The sequence below is a fragment of the Acinetobacter sp. genome, from assembly GCF_049284435.1.
Taxonomy (GTDB): domain Bacteria; phylum Pseudomonadota; class Gammaproteobacteria; order Pseudomonadales; family Moraxellaceae; genus Acinetobacter.
The window spans coordinates 14,295-37,646 of record NZ_JBAPXX010000129.1 but is presented as its reverse complement, the minus strand read 5'-3'; the positions used below and the strand labels follow the sequence as shown (position 1 = coordinate 37,646).

Sequence of the window (23,352 nt, the reverse complement as noted above, 5' to 3'; positions counted from 1 at the left end):
TTTGTTTATGCCGTGGCATTACAGATCAAGACATTAAAGATGCTATTGCAAATGGCGCTGAAAGTTATCGTGATGTTCGCGATATGTTGGACTTGGGGACTTGCTGTGGCCGCTGTGCACCAGAAGCCCGCATGATCATCAGTGATGAAGTATCACAAATTGCAGCACGCCTAGGAGTGGCTGCCTGAACTATAAACACAATCATAAATCAATGGTCTTCGATCATTCTTCCCTCTGACTCTGATGGGTTTTTATTGCCATTTATCTGAGTCTGGATCGATTCGATTGCGATTTTCATTTGCTGTTCCATAAATTACTCGCCATTGTCCACTGACTTGCTTTACTATCAGAGTTAAAACGCTTTCTTAGAAAGATAAACAGGTTTAAATGGAGTGATGTAATGAAAGGCAATCGTGATGTGATTAATCAGCTCAATCAGGTGTTGTATCACCACTTAACTGCCATTAACCAGTATTTCCTGCATTCACGCATGTTTAATGACTGGGGCATTGAGAAACTGGGCTCAGCAGAATATAAAGAATCCATTGTTCAGATGAAACATGCCGACAAAATTATTGAACGTATTTTATTTTTGGAAGGTCTGCCGAATTTACAGAATCTGGGCAAACTTTATATTGGTCAGCATACTCAAGAAGTGCTGCATTGTGACGTGCGCAAAGTCAAAGAAAATATCGAAGCTATCCAGAAAGCTGTCGCGCTGGGTGAAACCCAAATGGATTATGTGACGCGTGATCTGGTACAGGAAATTCTAGAGAAAGAAGAAAACTATCTAGACTGGACCACGACACAGATTGATCTGATCGAAAGTATTGGTATCGAAAACTATATTCAAAGTCAGCTCTAAACTCAAAATTAAGACAAGAAAAAGCCAGCATCTGCTGGCTTTTTTGTATTTAGCGAGGCATATCCTGCGCTAATTCCTCATAACTTATTTCAGTCTTTTGAATGGTTTTTAAGCGCTGCAGCTGATGCTTGGCTTCCACCTCATAGCCATTAAAAGCTAAAAGTTTGGCATATTTGATCAGGTTATATTTGGTCGGGTAAGTTAACACCATCTGTTCACCTTCCTTAATCTGCTCAGCAGACACCTTGCTATAAGGATTCAGACGAATCCAGGCAATGCGATGATTAAATTCGGTCAGCAGATAAATCGGTTTTTCATTGGTGATTTTTTCCGGCTGTTTTTCATAACGAATACTTTGCCCAAGTTTTGGCACAGCAACATCATAATCGCGATAAATCACAATCAATAAAAGTAACCCGACAGCAAAAATGAATTTCATGCCGATTGATGGCATAACCACTGTTTTAATTTTTGGATTTTGTGCCAGAACCGTACCCAGAATAAAACCTACTGGCAGCAGGAAATAGGCATAATGCTGTGGAAACTCAAACATGGCATGCGTAACAAACGCCCCGATCATCAAAATCCCGATGACAGATTCTGGCGTATTGACCCAGCGCTGCAACTGATAACCCAAATAACCGAAATAGGCCAAAAATGGCAAACCGATGATCAATCCATTCCAGAGCAAAAAGTCCAGAATAAAATTATGCGCGCTACGAATCCAGACAGGGCCTTGTACAGTATCGCTAATCGAGACAAAAGCGACACTGGTCTGATACCAGCCATAACCAAACCATGGTTGCGCCTGAATGGCTGCCAGCATTTGCTCCCAGATCGCAAGGCGTGACATATCTCCGGTGGCACGCGCTACCACATCCCGGCTTTGTACCACTTGTGCATCCATCGCCTGTGCAGCGAGCTGACTAAGTAATGGAAAAGCCACGATACAGGCAATAAAGAAGATGAACCAAGTGATGCTGTAATACCATTTTAGGCGAATAATACCTTTATATTGATAGAACGCCAGATACAGTATGATCGCAATCGCAGCGACCCACGCGGTACGTGACTGACTTAACGCCACTCCCATAACAATCACTGCAGCGCAGGCAAATAGCCATTTGGTCTGGATTTTTTTCTTTTCATAGAGGTACAGACAGCTCATCAATGCCATGACTAGAAAAGTCGCCATATTGTTCGGCTGGGCAAAGTTGGCATAAGGTCGCTGGTTGCCGCTAATATTCACCATCCCTGGCAATATTGAATCCAAATTCGTCCATTGGCATATCGCAATAATTCCCGTGAGAGTACCTGAAGCCAGAAAAACATAACTCAGATTAGTGAAAGCTTCTTCCCGGTTATAGTCCCCTGTTGAAAGGTGATAACCCAACACACTTGCCAGCCAAAAGCTAAAGACAAAAATGAAGCCCAGCATGGCAGTGCTAAAGAAAAAGACCTGTCCTGCCAGCAAATGTATAAACGGTACACAGGCGAGTAACAACAAACGTAAACTTACTACAGGCAATTCTAGTTTTTCTTTTAGGCAGATTGCAGCTAATGCAAATAGCGCAAAGAAAGCATACAGCTCACCGGTATAGGTGACCCAAGGGCGGTAGTGAATGGGCATGAGCCAAGCAAGGGAGATCAGGATTGCTGCGATGAGGGCAAGCGTGAATTTCATGGAAATATCAGGCAATAAAAGTTTGGCACATGATATACAAAAAAGCAGATTCAAGGGTAATCTGCTTTTATCATTTTGCCTGTGTTAGTCCCAAGGGCGCAGGTCGACGATTTTAACAACTTCAGCTTTTTCTTTGTTAATGAGTATTACCATATCTAGAGCATTTGCTTTCAAAGGCAACCAAGCATCTGCATTTGGATATTTATGTAAGATTTTTTGAACTTGCTGTATATCATTGTATTGCTCAAGTTCTTTTACATTTTTTGCTCGTTGTTTAATTTGAGGTATAGCTTGAACAAAATCCACATAACGCTCAGGTTTTTGTGCGATTGAAATACCGCCTAAGGCTTCGGCAAACATATCATCTTCACGTTGTTTTTTATCTCTAGAAAACTCTACCGCAACATATTGCGGCTGCAACAATGATGTTTGTTGAAATTGAGACTGTGCTTGATCTAAATGCTCGTCAATGATTTCATTTTTGCGTATTAACTCAAAACGATCAATATTATAAGCTAACCACACAGGCCGGCCTTGTTCAATACTAAAAACCCCATAGCAAAGTGCAGCAATTTGAATAAATATAATTACACTTAAGTCAAATTTAAGTGTTTTTTTTCCTTCTTTATAAACAATAAAACCTAAAAGAGGTCCAAGAATAACATCAACAATTAAAAGCATTAAGAATATATGCGTAACATCTGTTGCTTTAGCTAGAGGAGTTGGATACCACACACAAAATGTCCACATTAACAACATAACTGCAATACAACTAGATATGAAAAAGTGACAAAGAAAAAATTGTACACGCTTATTTTTCATAGCAATACTCTGGAATAGAAAATTGGATAAAAAAAAGACTGGCTAACCAGTCTTTTTTATAATGAAAATTAACGACAATTCGCTGGAACGTATTTCTTTTCAATACCACCTGTCGCATCAGGACGACATGCCCATTGGAATTGAGTACCTGCTGAAGTTGCAGCATTAAGTGCTAAATCAGCAGGAGTTGCAGCATTAGTCTGAGGAACTAATAATAATTTACTATTCGCAGCTGGAACAACCGCTGTTGTATAGTTAATAGTAATTATGCCTGTGTTAGCAGATGTAATACTACTTACATTTTTGTTGTTTGATACATATGTAATACCCATAGCTTGGCAAGTTGTTGCATCTGTACAAGCAACCATCCCTGTTGGGCCACGAGATGCATGTGTTTCAGTGATTGCCGTCTTATAAGAAGAAGCTAAAGACAGACCTTCTGTCACTTTTGCACGGATCGTATAGTCTTGATAGGCAGGAAGCGCAACCGCAGCCAAAATGCCGATAATTGCTACAACAATCATTAATTCAATAAGGGTAAAACCCTTTTGTACTGTATTCATAACATTCTCCACAAATGTTTTTTGTTTATTTATAAGCCTAAAGAAAAGCTCATTTAGCTTAATTTTATATTTAGCACTAAGTGTGCCAAGTTTTATTATAATAAAATTGAGAGAAAAAACAGCACTTTAAAAAAATATTTTTATTTTTGTAATCATTGTGTTTTCTTTTGTGTAACTAACTGACAAAAAATGTCAGTTAGTTGACTAAAATCACCCTAGAATAATCGGTTTATTACCTAATTCATTTTCTAAATCGTCCATTTTATGATCGTAGTACTGATCTAAAACCTGTCCAATTTGCTGCACCCCCTCAATAACTCCCTCTTTAAACTTCTGCTGAACTAAATGCTGAATAATGTTTTGACAGATTTGATCCCAGACTTGCTGGGTCGTTGCATTTTTAATACCCCGGTCAATCACAATTTCAACCTTATGCTCACAGAGGTTCAAATAGAGTAGCACCCCACTATTATATTCGGTATCCCAAACCCCAATTTCAGCAAATAACTGTCGGGCTCGACATAAGGTATCTTGATAATAAGCAGATCGTGAAGGCAGACAGCCTTCAATCACCACCTGAATCTCCCCCACATGTCCCTGTTCAGCTTCTTCAACCGCGACGGCAATCGCATGCTGATCCTGCTTGGAGAAAAAACGCTTGGTTGCCGGCATATAAAAGAAATGTTTTAACCAGCGTTTAAAACTCGGCTGCACATGCTCTTCCAGCTTTGGCTGCGTGATTATATCTGTCGTATCTGTAGTTGTTACCATGAGCCTGATGCTCCTCCCCCGCCAAATCCACCACCACCACCGCCGAAGCCGCCGCCACCAAAACCACCTCGGCCACTACCGCCGCCGCGACCACCACCCGCCAAGAAGGCATGTAAAATCAGCTGAGCAATGGAGGTTACCAATAAAAAGAAAATACCTGCGCCAATCATTAAACTTGCAAGTAACCCTATGCCGTTCACCAGACCGGCAGCCGTCCCTGCAACTGCGGCAGTCGCAGCGCTCAATTTTCTGCCGAAAATCATGGAACCTACGATACCTGCAATAATAATAAAGATAACGCTCCCAAAAGTGGCTTGAGATGCTTTTTGGGCTTGATAAGCTTGTTCCTGACGTTCTTTGATTTCATCCGCGGCCTGTGCCGCAATTTCAGGATCTAAATTGAGAATCCGTTCAATTTCGGTTAACCCGGAATCAATGCCTTGCGCATACTGACCTTGCTTAAAAAATGGCGTGATTTTATCATGAATAATCCGACCTGCCACAATATCAGGTAGTACCCCCTCCAGGCCATAACCGGTCAAAATTTGAATACGGCGATCATTAATGGCAATGGTCATCAACAAACCATTGTCGCGTTTAGCCGAGCCAAGCTGCCAGGCTTCAGCAACGCGCATGGAGTAATCAAAAATATCTTCCTGCCCCGTGGTCGGAACAATGACTACACCTATTTGCCCTTTACCTTCATTATAAAGTTTTAGAATACGCTGACTGAGTTGCTTTTTTTCAGCAGGACTGAGTAAATTTGCCTGATCAATGACGGGTTCATTCAGACTTGGCAAGTCGCGCTGAAGCTGCCCTTCTGCCATATCATTGGCAATTTGTGGCTGTGATGCTGCTGTAGTTTCTGTATTTTGAGTTTGAGTATTTTGATTCGTTTTAGGCTGCAAAATTTCACGGGCTACGATGACCTCTTCAGTATCTGTAGCTGTGGCTGTTTCTGCTGAAACAGGCATTGTCGTTCCCATGCCCAGCGTGAGAATCAAACCAGCACAGTATTTCAGCAGAATATTAGACATCTGATTCCTCACTTATTTACAAGTCAGTACTTATTCAAAGGAAACCGTTGGAGCTTTCTGTGCACTTTGCTCGGCGCTAAAGTTCGGTTTGGTGTCCATGCCAATCACTTTGGCGGTCATGACTTGCGGGAACTGACGCGCATAAGAGTTGAAGTCCTGTACTGTTGTAATATAACGGTTACGTGCCACAGCAATCCGGTTTTCAGTGCCTTCGAGCTGTACCTGTAAATCACGGAACTGTTGATTTGCTTTCAAATCTGGATAATTTTCAGTCACAGCCAAAAGACGCGACAAGGCACTGGTCATCTGGGCCTGTGCTTCCTGATAACGCTGAAACAGTTCAGGATCTTCCAGTACTTCACGATCTACTTTCAAACCGGCAACATTGGCACGTGCTTGTGTCACTTCAGTTAAAACCTGCTCTTCATGCGAGGCATAGCCTTTGACTACATTGACCAGATTAGGCACCAAATCGGCACGGCGCTGATACTGGTTTTGTACTTCCGACCAGGCGGCAGTGACTGCTTCATCTTTGACTTGCAAGGTGTTATAACCACAACCACTCAGGGTCAAGGTACTGGCCAGCATCAAGGCAATAAGAGATTGTTTGAATACACGCATGATATCTTGTCCTCAATTCTTTATTAATATTTATATAATTAATTTGATTTTAAACAGTATTTTCTAAAGTTTTGTTACTTTTTATAATTTTTTTAATTATCTATCTTTGAATTACAGACAATCAAAATTAAAAAACCCGCCGTAGCGGGTTGTTTGAATGACTTCAGTGAATTTTCAACTGTTAAACATCTAGATAATCCAGGATACCTTCAGCTGCCTGACGGCCTTCCCAGATTGCAGTAACCACCAGATCCGAACCACGCACCATGTCACCACCAGCGAAGATTTTTGGATTCGAGGTCTGGAATTTGTATTGCTGCTGTTCAGCTGCAACGACACGACCTGAACCATCCAGATTGATTTCTACATCAGTGAACCAGTCGGCTGGGCTGGTACGGAAACCGAAAGCAAGCAGGACTGCATCCGCGGGAAGAATTTCTTCTGAACCCGGAATCGGCTCTGGACTACGGCGACCACGACTGTCCGGCTCACCTAGCTGAGTGCTGATCACTTTCACCCCAGTTACTTTGCCATTTTCACCGACGATTTCGATCGGCTGACGGTTAAACTGGAAATTCACCCCTTCTTCACGTGCATTTTGTACTTCACGACGTGAACCCGGCATGTTTTCTTCATCACGACGATAAGCACAAACTACCGACTCAGCACCTTGACGGATCGAAGTACGGTTACAGTCCATGGCAGTATCACCACCGCCTAAAACGATGACTTTCTTGCCTTGTACACTGATGTATTCAGCTGGATCTTTTTCCCAACCTTGGGTACGGTTTACGTTGGCGATCAGGAAGTCCAGTGCATCATGGACACCATCCAATTCTTCACCGGCAAAACCACCTTTCATGTAGGTATAGGTTCCCATACCCATGAATACCGCATCATAATCGGCAAGTAACTGATCGATGGTCACATCTGTACCAATTTCAGTATTCAGACGGAATTCCACGCCCATACCGGTGAAAATTTCACGGCGGCGCTTCATTACGTCTTTTTCCATTTTGAATTCTGGAATACCAAAAGTCAGCAACCCCCCAATTTCCGGACGCTTGTCAAACACTACAGGTTTTACCCCGTTACGTACCAGAATATCTGCACAGCCAAGTCCTGCAGGACCTGCCCCGATAATCGCGACTTTTTTATTGGTCCATTTCACATTAGACATATCTGGACGCCAGCCCAAAGCAAAGGCGGTATCGTTGATATATTTTTCCGCATTACCAATCGTTACCGCACCGAAACCGTCGTTCAGGGTACATGCCCCTTCACAAAGACGGTCTTGCGGGCAGACCCGACCACAGACTTCTGGCAAGGTATTGGTCTGGTGACACAGTTCAGCCGCCTGGAACAGACGGCCTTCAGACACCAGTTTTAACCAGTTTGGAATGTAGTTATGTACCGGACATTTCCATTCACAGTACGGGTTACCACAGCCGAGGCAGCGATGCGTCTGGTTGGCTGCAATTTCCGCGGTATAAGGCTTATAAATTTCCACAAATTCTGCTTTGCGGACATCAATCTCTTTTTTCTCTGGATCTTGGCGTGCGACATCCAGGAATTGAAAGTCATTATTCAGGCGTTCTGCCATGTCTCTCTCCGTGGGTAGATGTAAGGGGTTCACAGTTGCCTTACATCTGCCTATGTTTCTGCAGTAGTGGAATTATTGTGGATCAGCTTGAGTTGTTTTTAACAGCGTTTGCAAGTTGGCTGCTTTTGGTTTTACCAACCAGAACTTGCGGCTGTAGAAGTCAAACTCATGGCGGATCTTATACGCCCAAGCACTACCCGTTTCTTTAATATGTTCATCCAGAATACGACCCAGGAAGGCTTTATGCTCTTCCATTGCTTCTGTGGAAATACGGTTCAGCTCAATCAGTTCGTGGTTATAATGATCAACGAAGTCATTATCCAGATCAAGCACATAAGCAAAACCACCAGTCATACCTGCACCGAAGTTATGCCCAACTTTACCCAGCACCGTAACAATACCGCCGGTCATATATTCACAGCAGTGATCACCTGCACCTTCAATCACGGCAAATGCACCCGAGTTACGCACCGCGAAACGCTCGCCCGCTGTACCGGCTGCATATAGCTTACCGCCAGTGGCACCGTACAAACAGGTGTTCCCAATAATCGCGGTATTTTGCGTCTGGAAAGGCGAACCTTTTGGCGGGAAAATCGAGATGCGACCACCAGCCATGCCTTTACCGACATAGTCATTGGCATCACCTTCCAGGCTGATATGCAGACCACCAGCATTCCACACACCCAGCGACTGCCCCGCAGTACCATTCAGGTGAACTTTCACCGGATGCGCTTCCATGCTCAGGTTGCCATAACGTTTCGCAATTTCACCAGACAAGCGTGCGCCAATCGAACGGTCACAGTTACCGATCGTGAAGCTATATTCGCCGCCAGTTCCTGCTTCAATCGCAGGCAGGATTTCCGCCACCATTTTTTCAGCCAGAATGCCTTTATCAAATGGCGCATTACCTTGAACCTGACAGTATTGAGCTTTGCCTTCCGCTGCAGGATGCGATTCCAGTAATTTACTCAAATCAAGATGTGCATGCTTTGCAGTTTCACCTGGCAAGACTTCTAGCAGATCAGTACGGCCAATCAGGTCTTTTAGACTAGACACACCGAGTGCTGCCAGCCATTCACGGGTTTCTTCAGCAATAAAGGTGAAGAAGTTGATCAGCATTTGTGGCTCGCCAATATAATGCTCTTGACGTAAATGATCTTGTTGAGTTGCGACACCGGTTGCACAGTTATTCAAGTGACAGATACGCAGGTATTTACAACCGAGTGCAATCATCGGAGTCGAACCAAAGCCGAAGCTTTCAGCACCGAGAATTGCTGCTTTTACGACATCCAGACCGGTTTTTAAACCGCCATCTGTCTGTACGCGAACTTTACCACGTAGGTCATTGACACGAAGGGCCTGATGCGCCTCAGCAAGACCCAGTTCCCACGGGGAACCTGCATGATGAATTGAAGAAAGTGGAGAAGCCGCTGTACCGCCATCATAACCAGAAATGGTAATGAAATCGGCATACGCTTTCGCTACACCTGCCGCAATCGTACCGACACCCGGTTCGGAAACCAGCTTAACTGACACCATCGCCTGTGGGTTAACCTGTTTTAAATCAAAGATCAACTGTGATAAATCTTCAATTGAATAGATGTCATGATGCGGAGGTGGCGAAATCAGGGTAACGCCCGGCACAGAGTAACGCAAACGGGCAATGAGACCGTTTACTTTACCACCCGGCAACTGGCCACCTTCACCTGGTTTTGCACCTTGCGCGACTTTAATTTGAAGGACTTCTGCAGACGTTAAGTAAGCAGGTGTCACACCAAAACGGCCCGATGCAATTTGTTTGATTTTCGAATTACGGAGGGTGCCGTAACGCGCTGGATCTTCACCGCCCTCACCCGAGTTTGAACGACCGCCAATCGTATTCATGGCAATCGCAATCGCTTCGTGTGCTTCAGGCGACAATGCACCCAAAGACATACCGGCAGAGTCAAAACGCGGTAGGATCTCTTCCACCGATTCCACTTGATCGACTGGAATCGAATTGTCTGTTTTCAGCTTGAATAGGTCACGAATGGTCGCAATTGGACGGTTATTTACCAGTTCAGCATATTCTTTAAAATCTGCGTAGTTCCCAGAACGTACTGCTTTATGCAGTGAGTTGATCACGTCTGGGTTAAAGGCATGGTATTCCTTGCCGAATACAAATTTTAGCAGACCGCCCTGATCGATTGGTTTACGGTTTTTCCAGGCAATATCCGCCAACTGTTTCTGATCATTTTCAAGGTCAACAAAGGTTGCGCCCTGAATACGGCTTGGTACACCGATGAAGCATTTATCCACCACTTCATTAGATAAGCCCACTGCTTCAAACAGCTGACCACCACGGTAAGAAGCAACCGTAGAAATCCCCATTTTCGAAAGGACTTTCAGTAGACCTTTTTCAATCCCTTTACGGAAATTGTTTTGTGCATAAATTGGATCACCCAATAATTCGCCTTTCGCGACCAGATCATTGATTACGTCATAAGCTAGGTACGGGTAGATGGCTGTCGCACCAAAACCAAGTAGAACTGCAAACTGATGTGGATCACGAGCAAAACCGGTTTCAATAATCAGGTTGGCATCTGTACGCAAACCAGTATTAATCAAGTGATGATGCACCGCACCAGTGATCATGAAAGCATTGGCAGGCAAGTAACCTTCACGGATTTTCTTGTCGGAAAGTACCAGTAGGGTTTTGCCATTACGAATGGCTTGTGCAGATTCTTCACAAATACGCGCAATCGCTGCTTCCAAACCCTCGGTTTCAGCATAGTTCAGGTCAATATCTGCAATTTCATAACCAGCACGACCCAGCGTACGGATTTGATGCATTTTCGAATTAGACAGCACAGGACTGGAAATGATCAAACGGTCTGCATGCTCAGGTCCTTGCTCAAATACATTTTGTTCACGACCTAAACAGGTTTCCAGTGACATCACAATCGATTCACGCAGCGGATCGATCGGTGGGTTGGTCACCTGCGCAAACTGCTGGCGGAAATAATCCGACACATGACGTACTTGACGTGACAATACTGCCATTGGGGTATCATCACCCATTGAGCCTACAGCTTCCTGACCGCTTTCGGCAATCGGACGCAATAACTGATCACGCTCCTCAAAGGTCACCATAAACATTTTTTGTGCCGCTTTCAGGCCATCGCCTTTTAAGCCTTGATCACATAAATATTCTTCCAGCTCTGGACTGCCTTGCAAACGCACAGAATTTTCACGTAACCATTCGCGGTACGGACGCATACGTTTCAGATGATTATTGACATCTTGTGTATCCAGCACCTTGCCGGTTTGTGTGTCGATCACCAACATCTGGCCAGGCCCAACACGACCTTTAGAAATGACGTCTTCAGGTTGATAACCCCACACGCCAATTTCAGAAGCCAGCGTGATATAACCATTTTTGGTGATGACCCAACGCGCAGGACGCAGGCCGTTACGATCCAGCATACAGATCGCATGGCGACCATCCTGAATCACCAGACCTGCAGGACCATCCCAGGCTTCCATGTGTTTTGAGTTGAATTCATAGAAAGCACGAAGATCAGCATCAAGTGTTTCCACGTTCTGCCAAGCAGGCGGAACCAGCATACGAAGTGCACGGAACAGATCCATGCCACCGCCAACCAGAATCTCCAGCATGTTGTCCAGGCTTGAAGAATCTGAACCGGTACGGTTCACAATTGGATTCAGTTCAGTTAAACCTGGCAATAATGGATTTTCAAATTTCGGCACACGCGCCATGGCCCAGTTACGATTCGCAGTAATGGTATTGATTTCACCATTGTGTGCCAAGTAACGGAACGGTTGTGCCAAAGGCCAGCGAGGTAAGGTATTGGTCGAGAAGCGCTGATGGAAGACCACAATATGCGATTCCAAACGTGGATCAGCCAGATCTGTATAAAAATCTGCAATCGCTTCCGGCATCATCAAGCCTTTATAGCTGATGACCGTTGAGCATAACGTCGTGACATAGAAAGACGTATCACTCACCAACAATTGTTCTGCACGACGACGCGCCAGGAATAACTTACGGTTAAATTCAACCTCAGTCACACCCATTGGACAATTGACAATAATCTGTTCAAAGGCAGGCATTGATTGCAGGGCAATTTCACCCAATGCATCGACATTGGTCGGAATCACACGCCAAGCCAGAACAATTAAACCTTCAGCTTCAATTTCTTTATTTAAAATCTGTTTGGCATGTGCAGCAAGCGCCGGATCAAGATTTAGAAATACTGAACCCACAGCAAAGACTTCACTTAAGGTGGTATCACTTAAGCATTTTGCTTCTTCACGGAAGAATTTTTTCGGCATTGCCAAGAGCAGACCACAACCATCTCCCGTCTTGCCATCCGCGGCAATACCACCACGATGGGTCATACAACTCAAACTATGAATCGCGGTCTTGACGAGATCATGGCTAGCATCACCCTGCATATGGGCGATCAAACCGAAACCACAGTTATCTTTAAACTCATCCGGTTGGTATAAACCTTGAGCGGGAGCTACATTATTAGGCGATGGCATGTGCATAGCGTACCCTTCTTTCACTAAGCCTCAACAGGCTATTAAATAATCTAAATTTTCTCTGCGCTGGCGTCTAATGGACTTTCGAAGACCGTCTTGGTAGAGCAAAAGCATTTTTCTTTATTTCTTCAGACTAGTCCTTTTTTAGACTAAATGCATAACAAATAAAGTTTATTCTGCTCATGAATAACATAAAAATCTGGAATAAATATGACATTCACATAGTGTCATCGAATCATTTTTCGCGCTAAAACAGGGAGATTAATTCAATTCATGCACCAATAAAGCAAATTCCATGCCAACAAACAGCGCATAAATTAAAACAATACAGATGACAAAGATTTAGCGTAGAATAGCACTCTAAAGGTTAATTTTAATGTGCAGTTTTTGCACCAAAAGCGCTCATTTTTAATTCTGTAATTTTTTGGATGCGCTATTTTAGACCGAACTAATTAAATGGATCACTAATCTCGTTATTCTGAGGACGCGGATTACTGCCCTGAGCAGGTCGATTATTATTATTTTGCGGTTGAGGTGTGCCTTCTACAGCACTTTCAGATTTCTGTACATCAACTACATTTCCCGATGAATCACGGCGCACAATTGTGGTACTGGTAGTCGCAGCATCAGAGCTACGCGGTTTGGACTCAGTTTGGGTTTGCTGCTGTCTAAGTCGCACCGATTCATCTACTTTCGGCAAAGGCACATTTTTCAAACGAATTTCATAAAGCTTTTGATTACTGGCCAATTCCTCTGAACCCAGATTATTGACCAGACTGACATATTGCTGCATTGGCACGACTTCGGGTTTAACTGAAGCCGGTAAATTTAACTTCAGTGTAGAGAGTGCCTGATTGGCTTGCGCCGCCGTCTTATATTGACCATACAACAATACATATTGTTCTGGCTGATTTTCACCCGAGATTCTTAAATAAATAAAAGGCTTACGATCGGACTGTTTTTTAAGAAAACTTTTTAAAATTGCTTCATTGGTCACACGAAATAATTCAATTGCATGCTGGTTTTTGGTTTCATTCACAAATTTGGTACCGCGAAATTCAGGCTCATGACTGGCATTCACGACGGTACGTGTATTTAGGTCCAGTGGTTTCACTTCTTGAAAAAGCGCACCAAGATGGGTCATTGTTGCTACTTTTTCTGGTTGAATCTGCAACTGAACTTCAGTTTCAGACTTTTTTTCAATTTCGACGACGTCATCTGAATCAGTCACCGCCCAAAAGACCAAGGCAGCAAATAGGCAGCATACACCACAGACCAGCCAGAAATAATGCTGAATCTTTTGCCAAGGAGTATGTAATGCTGCCATAAAACTAAACCTATGCCTGATTGGCTAAAATTGCCTGTTTCATTAACTCGAGTTCAAAGTCCCGGGTAATCACTGCTTTGCCTAATTGCTTTAATAACACCAGACGCAATTGTCCATTTAAGACTTTTTTGTCATGGGCCATATAGGCCAGAAAATCATCCAGAGGGATTTTAGGACAAACGATAGGTAATTGGGCACGAGAAATGATTTTTTTTGTACGCTCCAAATCTTCTTGAGAAATCCAGCCCATACGCTGTGACAGATCCGCAGCCATCACCATACCGGTGGCAACAGCCTCGCCATGTAGCCAGACACCATACCCCATGTAGGATTCAATCGCATGACCAAAGGTATGACCTAAGTTGAGTAAAGCACGTTCCCCTTGCTCCTTCTCATCATTGGCCACAATACGGGCTTTATGTGCACAGGAACGATAAACGGCTTCAGCCAGTAATTCCTCATCACGAGCGACCAGCGCATCCATGTTTTCTTCAAGCCAGACTAAAAACTTTTCATCACCGAGTAGGGCATATTTAATCACTTCAGCCAAACCTGCTGAAAGCTCTCGATCAGGCAAAGTAGAAAGCTGCGACATATCCGCCAGTACCACTTGCGGTTGCTGGAAAGCACCAATCATGTTTTTACCGAGTGGATGATTAATCCCGGTTTTTCCACCGACACTTGAATCTACCTGCGACAGCAAAGTCGTTGGCACCTGGATAAAATATACTCCGCGCTGGAAACAGGCCGAGGCAAATCCGGCCATATCCCCAATGACACCACCACCCAACGCAAGCACGGTACAGTCCCGATTAAACCCGGCTTCAAGCAGTGCATCAAAAATCAGATTCAGATGCTGGCTATCCTTATATTTTTCACCATCAGGCAGAATACAGGTCGCAATACGTTTGTCCAGAGCTTCAATTGCAGTTTGATAACGCTGCAAATAAAGTGGCGCAACTGTGGTATTACTCACAATCATCACTTGCTTGCCATGAATATAGGGTGCCAATAAGGCCTGTGGATCCAGATCGCTCCCGATAAAAATAGGGTAACGACGTTCTCCGAGTTCTACATATAAGGTTTGCATGCTTGATTAACCACTTTATTCAATGAACTTAGTTTTTGGAAGTAATGAGATTGAGAATCCGTTGCGCCAGATCACGTGCAGCACCTTGATTGGTCTCAATAATATGATGTGCCACTTCCCGATACAAGGGATCACGGGCTGCCAGTAAATCACGTAACTTTTGTTCCGGATTTTCGACTTGAAGGAGTGGACGGTTTTTATCGCGATAGGTACGTTGCAGTTGAATTTCAACCGGCGTATACAGGTAAACAACGATTCCGCGCTGTTTCAGATATTCCCGATTGAGGGGCTGGGTAATTGCACCCCCCCCGGTGGCTAAAACCAGATGAGGACGTGAGCTAAGGTCATTAATGACAGCAGTTTCACGGTCACGAAAACCCTGCTCCCCTTCTTTTTCAAAAATCCAGGGAATGGTCGCACCGGTTTTACGTTCAATTTCATGATCGCTGTCTAGAAATTCGCGTCCTAACAATTCTGCGAGATGTCGTCCTACTGTTGTTTTACCGGCCCCCATCGGCCCTACCAAATAGATATTTGGTAGGGTTTCAAACTCTTTGCTTGGCAAGGAGTCACCTATTCGTTTTGTTAAATTCAAAATATATTAATGATTTCTTGAAACACTGTCATTAACAATTCGAGGTGTAACGAAAATCAGTAACTCACGCTTGTTATCCGCTTTTAAATCTTTACGGAATAAAAGACCTACATAAGGAATATCACCCAAGAATGGCACCTTGGTTTGTGCATTACGGGTTTCCTGCTCAAAAATACCGCCCAAGACCACGGTTTCCCCATTATCCACCAGCACATTGGTATTGATCTGATTTTTATTAATCGTCAATTGCCCAGTCGGGGTCGGGTTACCTGGCGAGTCACTAGTAATATTGAGTTCCATCTGCACTTTACCATCTGGCGTAATGCTTGGTGTGACATCCAGGCTTAAGGTCGCGTCAATAAACTCAGTAGTGGATACAGCATTAGCACCTCCACCTTCAGCAGATTGATAGGGAATTTGTGATCCAGATGCAACCGTGGCTTTTTGCTTGTCTGCTGTCAATACTTTAGGTGTAGAAATCACTTCACCATAGCCATCCGCTTGTAATGCAGAAAGCTCAAGATCCAGCATAAAATCAGAAAGACTGATTAGACCAAAAGCAATACGACTTGCACCTGGACTAGTTACCCCCAAATCCACATTCAGGTTTTGTGGACGCTGAATATCATAGGTATACCCACCCAAATCATTTTCTTGAGGATCTCTGAGATCCCATAACGTCGTGTCACTACCACCGACCAGAAGACTATCATTGTTGGTAATCCCTTGAGACAGAATTCCCCATTTCACGCCCATCTCTTTGGTAAAGTCCGTAGTTGCACGAACAATACGCGCTTCGACCATCACCTGCTTCACCTGTACATCAAGCAGATCTACCATATTTCGAATTTTATCAATAAATGGCTGGGTATCATTCACAATAATGGTATTGGTTCGTGCATCAACAGAAACAGAACCACGGGAACTTAATAAACTTTCCCCACCCTCATTATTATTCGTGCTACTCGCACCGCCTGAACTAGATGCGCCTTTATTCTGCGTAATCAGTTTCTCAATATCTGCTGCTTTGGCATAACTGAGCTGCATATATTCCGTTTGAATAGGGGCAAGCTTGACACTTTGAGCCAAAGCTTTTGCCTCTTCCTCTTCCGCCTTAATTAGTTCTGCAACTGGTGCGATCCAGATCACATTACCATTGCGGCGTTTATCCAGGTTTTTGGTTTTCAGCACAATATCCAGCGCCTGATCCCATGGCACTTCTTTTAAGCGCAAAGTAATATTGCCTTGTACACTGTCTGCTGCCACCATATTGATATCGGTGAAATCGGCTAAGAGCTGTAAGACACGACGGACTTCGATATCCTGAAAATCCAAAGATATTTTCTTGCCGGTATAAGCCACAGTTTTAGGCCGTAATGGATTCTTGACCTCAGGACGTTTCAAGCTAATGGTCAGCTTATTATCAGTCTGATAAGCCATATATTCATAGCTTTCTGCAGACTGAATCGTAATGACCCCTGAACCATTTTGATTCACTGCATCTACACTGGAAACCGGTGTAGCAAAATCATTTACATTTAGACGGCGGGTCAAATGTGCAGGGATTTTAGAGCCTAAAGTCCGTACAATAACTTTGGTACCCTGCTGCTGTACATCGACTGGTGTATTATTTCCCGCCAGATCAATGACCACCTGACCTTCACCTTGAGCACCGCGCTGGAAACCAATATTACTGATACCCTGAGCTGAATGTTGCTGCACAGGTTGAGCTATGGCTACAGGAGTTGCCGAGTTAATTTTAAGAATAAAGGTATTGCCCTCCACGCGAGTGGTAAAGGCTCCAGCCTCGGTCAGATTTACCGTCAGACGTGCCCGCTGAGCATCCGAAGTGACATCTACCGAACTGGCTTCACGTGTTGCCACCGGAATACTGCTTTGTTTTAAATTTTGTTGTGCCTTGTCAAAGTCTAGAATCAAACGTGACGGTGATTCTAATTGGTAGGCTTGTGGTTGTGGTGGCAAACCATTGAACATCACCCGAATCTCAGTTCCTTGTCCAGAAAGCTGCATGGGTACTACATTGGTCATTGAAACCTGTGCACTGGCCGCTTGCATCACCGCAATCGCAACAGCACCCATTGAAAACTGACGAAACACACGATTCATTGTATTAACATCCCCAAAAATAAATTCTTTAATACTCTTATTCATTGTTATTCCTTTAAAACTTATGGCGCCGGCCCGATAAGAACCAGACTTCGCGGACGTTCCACATATCCCTCACGGCCATCTGGAATAATCTCAATCAAATCGATCTGTGTCGGTGTAATTCCAACCACACGACCATGATTAAGTCCCATATAGCTACCACGTTGGATCCGCTCAACCTCACCATCAGGCGTCTGGATTAAAGCCAGAATCTGTCCTGCCTGATTGCGCATACTGCCTTTCATGGTCAACGTTTCCAGCGGATAACTTTCTAGCGGTTGCAGTTGACGTGATAGGTTTGGATAAACCCGTTTCCCCGCCATAATTTTCAGTTCAGCAGCCAAAGAGCTTGGTAAAAAAGGACTTTTGATTTGGTGCGCTGCATAATTAAAAGTTTCAACTGGCATAAAATCAGGTGCAGGTTCAATCGGTAAAGGCGGCTGATTACGGATGTTGGCCATTTCCTGATTGACGGCATCAATACGTGAATCACACCCCACTAACAAAAACCCAAGCGTTAAAGCCGAAGTAATTTTAATGTTCTTCATTACTGCGCCCCCTGAGTAGTGCTATTAACTGCAGATTGTTCTGCAGCACCTTCCGCATTACCGACATAACGATAAGTTTTGGCTTTCACCACATAATCAATGACCGGAATTTCAGATTTTTTCTCTTTGTTTTCAGTACCAATAATGGTGAAATCATGCAGCGTGACAATACGCGATAAGCCGGCAATACTGCTGACAAAAGAACCAAAAGCGTGATAATCCCCAGTCGCTTCAATTGCAATCGGCTGTTCAATAAAGAACTCTTGTTTAATTTCAGGCTCTAGACGGATATTTTTAAACTTCAGGCCTGAATTCACACCGCTCAGGTTAATATCTTCAACCAGACCCGGAATCTCAGTTTCTTTCGGTAACTGTTCTAACTGCTGGTTAAAACGGGCTTCCATTTCCTGAAGCTGGATTTGATATTGTTGTAAATTGCGTAATTTGGATTCTTTTTCACGAAATTCATTCAGCAGGTTTTGTTCCTGAGCACTGGCTTGTGAAATCGATTCAATCGTGCTTCTGATCATGACAAAGTAAATCACCGCAAATGCCAGCGCAGCAATGAAGATCCAGCAGGTAATTTTGACCGACAAAGGCCAGCTACCATAATTATTTGGATCCAATGTATTGAATTGCTGAAAAAACTTTTCAACAGTCATTTTGTTTTTGGGTACAGCGACGACATCCTGGCTGAACTCATCGAATTCTTCATTACTCATGATGATGCCCCCGTAGTTGTAGTGACTGCTTGTTGTTCTTCGTTAAGTATTGGCTGAGCGATCTGATCCAGATCTACCGTCACAGTAAAACTGCCATACGACTCTTCTACACGTGGAATGATCGAGCTTGGCGCCTTTTCTTTCGCTTCTTCAGCCACCAGGAAGGCGTTCATAAAGGCATTCCGATACCAAGATGAAGCTTCCAGATTACGTAACAGTTCAGCTACGGTATTAGGACTCTCAGCTTTACCTTCAATGGTAAACTTGTCGCCGATACGCTGGAATTTGGTGATATACATATTGCTTGGAGTCACCCGCACAATTTCATCAATCAAGTGCACCGCAATCGGGCGCTGGGTTTGCAAGCCCTGAATCAACTTCATCCGTTCGACAATCGCATTACGCTGTTCTTGCAAACCCTCTAGCGCTTTTAACTGCACATCCAGATTCTGATTAGTACTTTGAATCAGCTGATTGGCCTGTTCCTGATCCTGAAGCTTGTGATCATAATAAAACCAGGTTGAACCTGCTGCCACTAATCCCAAGAAAAGCGCCCCCACGCAGATTGCCACGAATTCATTATTTCTTTTAATTCTTAGCTCATCACGCCAAGGAAGTAAGTTAATTCTTGCCATTAATCAAAACTCCTTAATGCCAAACCGCATGCAACCATGAGTGATGACGCGTCATTTTCAATTTTTTTAATATCAATTTGAGGAGAAAAGCCCATTTGCAAAAATGGATTCGCGATCGTGACACGGTAACCGAGTTTTTGTTGTAATAATTTTGCCAGACCTGGAATATTGGCATTCCCGCCTGCCAGTAAAATATGGTCAATCTCATTAAACTGAGAAGATGAAAAGAAGAACTGCAATGAACGGGCTGCCTGTTGTACGACGGCATCCAGGAAGGGTTCTAGCACTTCAATATCATAATCATCAGGCAAGGCACGGGTTTTTTTAGCACGTCCAGCTTCTTCAAAGGATAATCCATAACGATTCTGAATTTCCTGAGTCAATTGCTTGCCACCAAACACCTGCTCACGGGTATAAATAATCTTGTTGTTCTGCATCACAGACAAGGTCGTCATACTATGACCAATGTCTAAAATACCAACCGTATTGACCCCCATCGGTAAAGTATCCGAAAATACTTTAAAGGCATTTTCCAGTGCAAAGCTTTCTACATCTGCAATCTTGGGTGTCAGTCCGGCAATTTCCAAAACTTCGGAACGTGCTTCAACATTTTCGATACGGGTCGCTACCAGCAGTACATTTACCCGGTTCGGATTGGCAAGACGGTCTGGCAGAACTTCAAAATCCAGACTGGCTTCATCGAGTGGGAAAGGAATATATTGTTCCGCATCTTCACGAATCTGAACTTCACGTTCGTCATCCGACATATCTGCATCCATCTCAATGATCTTGGTGATCGCCATTGAGGTGGGAATTGCAAAAGCGGTCTGATTCGACTGGGTATTGCCCAAATTAATTGCGCGCCCAAGGGCATCAGCAACTGCTTCTGGATTTAAGACATTTTTTTCAACAACACTGTTTTCCGATAATGGGACCAAAGCATAACTCTCTACCCAATAACGGCCACTTTTTACAGAAAGTTCTAAAACCTTAACAGAAGTCGAACTAATATCGACTCCTATTAACCCCTTATTCGGTTTACGATATAACCTGCGCACAATATACTTCCTATTATTTTTTTGTCCCCAATTCAATCTAACTTACCAATTGGTCCAGTCTATAATTTTATATAGATACAATAACTCATCTAACAATATGGATATCGACAGGATATACTGACCGGTAATTAGTTCGCCATTAGCTCTTATTAAAACTTACTTGTTATGAAAAAGCTATCTTGTTCAGGCCTTGTTCATCCATTTTTTTTGATCATTATCATTATACTGATCTCAATTCCGATGGGTTTCTATGGCATGTATCTCTATATTGCCCCATCTTTGCCTGAAATGTCTACGCTTAAAAAGGCACCTTTATTAAAGCCTTTACAAGTTTTTAGTTCAGATAATGAATTAATTGCCGAATATGGAGGCAAGCTTTCTGTTCCCGTGAAATATGAACAAATTCCGCCCGAGTTTATTCATGCTTTCCTCGCCGCTGAAGATTCCAGCTTTTTTGAGCATAGCGGAATCAGCTTTAAAAGCTTGGGACGCGCACTCAGTGAGACGGTGACCGGCTCGGATGTACAGACCGGTGGTTCGACCATTACCATGCAAGTGGCAAAAAACTATTACCTTAGTCCTGAACGGACGCTGAAGCGCAAACTGACAGAAATTTTTCTGGCCCGTAAAATTGAGCAAAACTTAAGTAAAGAAGACATTCTGACCCTCTATGTCAATAAAATTTTCTTGGGGAAAAATGCTTACGGCATCGCAGCAGCAGCTAAAATTTACTATAATAAGAGTTTAGAAGAGCTTTCAATTGCACAAATGGCCATGATCTCTGGCCTGCCTAAAGCACCTTCTCGATACAATCCGGTCGCCAATCCCAAGCGCGCCCTGGAACGTCGTAACTGGATTTTGGGCCGTATGCTGCAACTGGGCTATTTAAACCAGAGCCAGTATCAGCAAGCCATTGCTGAACCGATTAATCTGGATATGCCAGATCGCAGTACCCGAAACAAATTTCCGTATGTCGGTGAAATGGTACGCTCTGAACTGGTACAAAATTTTGGTGAACAGGCGGTAGATTCTGGTTATAAAGTCTATACCACCATCCATAGTGAACGTCAGGCCTATGCGGAGCAAGCGGTACAAGAAGGCTTAGAGGCTTATGACCGTCGACATGGCTGGCGTGGTGCTGAAGCACATGATCAACCCCTCGACAAGTTCCGTGCCTATGCCAATACCTATCCTGCGCAAGTAACTCAGGTAGGTAATTCCAGTTTTGAAGCACTCATGCAGGACGGAAGCAGCGTGACTGTTCCCTGGTCAGGTATGTCCTGGGCGCGTCGCTTTCGTAACGTCAACAGTGTAGGTGGCGCACCGAGCAAAGCGTCCGAGATTGTCAAAGTCAAAGATATTATTCGTTTAAGACCCAATGAAAATAAAACCTCTTGGTCATTGGTGCAGATCCCCAATGTACAAGGACAATTGATTGCCATCAACCCAAATAATGGTGCGATTGAGGCTATTGTGGGGGGATATAATTTTTATCAGTCGAAATTTAACCGTGCAACCCAAGGCTGGCGTCAACCAGGTTCTACAATTAAGCCTTTTGTTTATGCCCTGGCTTTAGAACGTGGCATGACTCCGCATACCATGGTCAATGATGCACCCATTACCATTGGCAAATGGACGCCACGTAACTCGGATGGCCGTTATCTGGGTATGATCCCGCTACGTCGTGCACTGTATCTGTCACGTAATACAGTCTCAGTGCGCTTATTACAGGCCGTCGGGATTGAACGTACACGTCAGTTATTCATGGATTTCGGTTTACAGGACAGTCAGATTCCACGTAACTATACCATTGCCTTAGGTACCCCGCAGGTTCTCCCGATTCAGATGGCGACTGGCTATGCCACCTTTGCCAATGGCGGTTACCGAATTCAGCCGCACTTTATTACCCGTATTGAAGATGCCTACGGCAATACCATCTTTGAAGCCAAGCCTGAATATGCCTGCATTTCATGTATTAATGAAAAAGAAGAAACAGTTCAAGCCACTGACCCTATTACCGCAGATGATGAAGCAATTGCAATCAACAATACAACTTTAGAGCAAAAACAGGCTGCACCTAAAGTCTCTGCCGAAGACAGTAATTATCGTCAGGCACAGCGTATTTTGAAATCCAGCTCTGCCTATGACATGGCCAACATTTTGCGTGATGTGATTCAGCATGGTACCGGTCGTGCGGCATTAAGAATTGGTCGTAGTGATATCGGCGGGAAGACCGGTACCACCAACGATGCCAAAGATGCCTGGTTTGCTGGCTTCAATGGCAAGCTGGTCACTGTCACCTGGGTAGGCTTTGACCAGCCAACCACCTTAGGTCGCCGTGAATATGGTGGTGTGGCAGCTCTACCGATCTGGACCGATTTTATGGGCAAGGCATTAAAAGACCAGCCAGAAGCCTGGGTACGTTTAGACCGTAATGCCAAGGCACCGGTAAATCGCAATAAGGTGGTTCAGGCTGATGAAGCACAGAATGATCCGTCTTCTCCGCCTCTGGCGACAGCACTTTACCGTCCAGCACCTGTGGTCGTCCCGAAACGTACAGAAACTGACTTTGAAGATTTACCAGATCAACCGATTCGTTTACCAGATGATGAAGGATCTGCGCCACAAGAACAGCCTCTTCAGCCGAATCGGGTAGATTCTCTGGAAAATCTGATTGAAGAAGTCCAGTAATCT

At 44.0% G+C, this 23,352-nt stretch carries 19 protein-coding genes; 3 read left to right on the top strand and 16 right to left on the bottom strand.

The features are described 5' to 3' along the window. Together WAK81_RS11280 and bfr are read left to right on the top strand one after the other, a co-directional pair. Positions 1-188: (2Fe-2S)-binding protein (locus WAK81_RS11280; protein WP_422196885.1), on the top strand; the 188-nt coding region annotated here is incomplete at its 5' end. A 212-nt stretch (positions 189-400) separates the two neighbouring features. Beyond that, on the top strand, positions 401-865 hold the full coding sequence (bfr, locus tag WAK81_RS11275; RefSeq protein ID WP_422196884.1) for a heteropolymeric bacterioferritin subunit Bfr: 465 nt from the start codon (positions 401-403) through the stop codon (positions 863-865). 49 nt (positions 866-914) lie between these two features. Here the strand turns inward: bfr and WAK81_RS11270 are convergent, their stop codons facing one another. The 16 genes from WAK81_RS11270 to WAK81_RS11195 form a co-directional block, all read right to left on the bottom strand. Then, positions 915-2,549 carry a Wzy polymerase domain-containing protein gene (locus tag WAK81_RS11270; protein ID WP_422196883.1) on the bottom strand — a complete coding sequence of 545 codons (1,635 nt, stop codon included), beginning with the start codon at positions 2,547-2,549 and terminating at the stop codon, positions 915-917. Positions 2,550-2,633: 84 nt separating this feature from the next. Further along, entirely contained in the window at positions 2,634-3,371 is a 738-nt protein-coding gene (gene tfpZ, locus WAK81_RS11265; protein WP_422196882.1) for a TfpX/TfpZ family type IV pilin accessory protein, read from the bottom strand. A gap of 68 nt (positions 3,372-3,439) precedes the next feature. After that, positions 3,440-3,934, bottom strand: a complete 495-nt coding sequence (locus WAK81_RS11260) for a pilin (RefSeq protein ID WP_422196881.1) — start codon at positions 3,932-3,934, stop codon at positions 3,440-3,442. 210 nt (positions 3,935-4,144) lie between these two features. Further along, a complete protein-coding gene (locus WAK81_RS11255) occupies positions 4,145-4,705 on the bottom strand; it encodes a TPM domain-containing protein (RefSeq protein WP_422196880.1) in 561 nt (186 codons plus the stop codon). Beyond that, a complete protein-coding gene (locus tag WAK81_RS11250) occupies positions 4,699-5,742 on the bottom strand; it encodes a TPM domain-containing protein (protein ID WP_422196879.1) in 1,044 nt (347 codons plus the stop codon). Before WAK81_RS11250 ends, WAK81_RS11255 begins: the two co-directional genes overlap by 7 nt. Before the next feature lie 30 nt (positions 5,743-5,772). After that, entirely contained in the window at positions 5,773-6,363 is a 591-nt protein-coding gene (locus tag WAK81_RS11245; RefSeq protein WP_005108521.1) for a LemA family protein, read from the bottom strand. Positions 6,364-6,544: 181 nt separating this feature from the next. Next, positions 6,545-7,966: a glutamate synthase subunit beta gene (locus WAK81_RS11240; RefSeq protein ID WP_422196878.1), complete on the bottom strand. Its 1,422-nt coding sequence runs from the start codon at positions 7,964-7,966 to the stop codon at positions 6,545-6,547. A 72-nt stretch (positions 7,967-8,038) separates the two neighbouring features. After that, complete coding sequence (gltB, locus tag WAK81_RS11235) at positions 8,039-12,514, bottom strand: glutamate synthase large subunit (protein WP_422196877.1); 4,476 nt, start codon at positions 12,512-12,514, stop codon at positions 8,039-8,041. A 448-nt stretch (positions 12,515-12,962) separates the two neighbouring features. Beyond that, complete coding sequence (locus WAK81_RS11230; RefSeq protein ID WP_422196876.1) at positions 12,963-13,841, bottom strand: hypothetical protein; 879 nt, start codon at positions 13,839-13,841, stop codon at positions 12,963-12,965. 10 nt (positions 13,842-13,851) lie between these two features. Further along, positions 13,852-14,931 (bottom strand): 3-dehydroquinate synthase, encoded by a 1,080-nt coding sequence (aroB, locus tag WAK81_RS11225; RefSeq protein ID WP_422196875.1) that lies wholly within the window; start codon positions 14,929-14,931, stop codon positions 13,852-13,854. Between the two features lie 28 nt (positions 14,932-14,959). After that, on the bottom strand, positions 14,960-15,496 hold the full coding sequence (gene aroK, locus WAK81_RS11220) for a shikimate kinase AroK (protein WP_422196874.1): 537 nt from the start codon (positions 15,494-15,496) through the stop codon (positions 14,960-14,962). Positions 15,497-15,532: 36 nt separating this feature from the next. Continuing rightward, positions 15,533-17,698: a type IV pilus secretin PilQ gene (gene pilQ, locus WAK81_RS11215; RefSeq protein WP_422196873.1), complete on the bottom strand. Its 2,166-nt coding sequence runs from the start codon at positions 17,696-17,698 to the stop codon at positions 15,533-15,535. Positions 17,699-17,715: 17 nt separating this feature from the next. Beyond that, positions 17,716-18,243 (bottom strand): pilus assembly protein PilP, encoded by a 528-nt coding sequence (locus WAK81_RS11210; protein WP_005108515.1) that lies wholly within the window; start codon positions 18,241-18,243, stop codon positions 17,716-17,718. After that, complete coding sequence (locus WAK81_RS11205; protein ID WP_005108513.1) at positions 18,243-18,965, bottom strand: type 4a pilus biogenesis protein PilO; 723 nt, start codon at positions 18,963-18,965, stop codon at positions 18,243-18,245. The genes WAK81_RS11210 and WAK81_RS11205 overlap by 1 nt, the downstream gene beginning before the upstream one ends. After that, complete coding sequence (locus WAK81_RS11200; protein WP_422196872.1) at positions 18,962-19,600, bottom strand: PilN domain-containing protein; 639 nt, start codon at positions 19,598-19,600, stop codon at positions 18,962-18,964. The genes WAK81_RS11205 and WAK81_RS11200 overlap by 4 nt, the downstream gene beginning before the upstream one ends. Then, positions 19,600-20,658 carry a pilus assembly protein PilM gene (locus WAK81_RS11195; protein WP_064094604.1) on the bottom strand — a complete coding sequence of 353 codons (1,059 nt, stop codon included), beginning with the start codon at positions 20,656-20,658 and terminating at the stop codon, positions 19,600-19,602. Before WAK81_RS11195 ends, WAK81_RS11200 begins: the two co-directional genes overlap by 1 nt. Before the next feature lie 165 nt (positions 20,659-20,823). On the opposite strand from WAK81_RS11195, the gene ponA reads away from it, so the two are divergent. Next, on the top strand, positions 20,824-23,349 hold the full coding sequence (ponA, locus tag WAK81_RS11190; RefSeq protein ID WP_422196871.1) for a penicillin-binding protein PBP1a: 2,526 nt from the start codon (positions 20,824-20,826) through the stop codon (positions 23,347-23,349). Positions 23,350-23,352 lie beyond the last annotated feature (3 nt).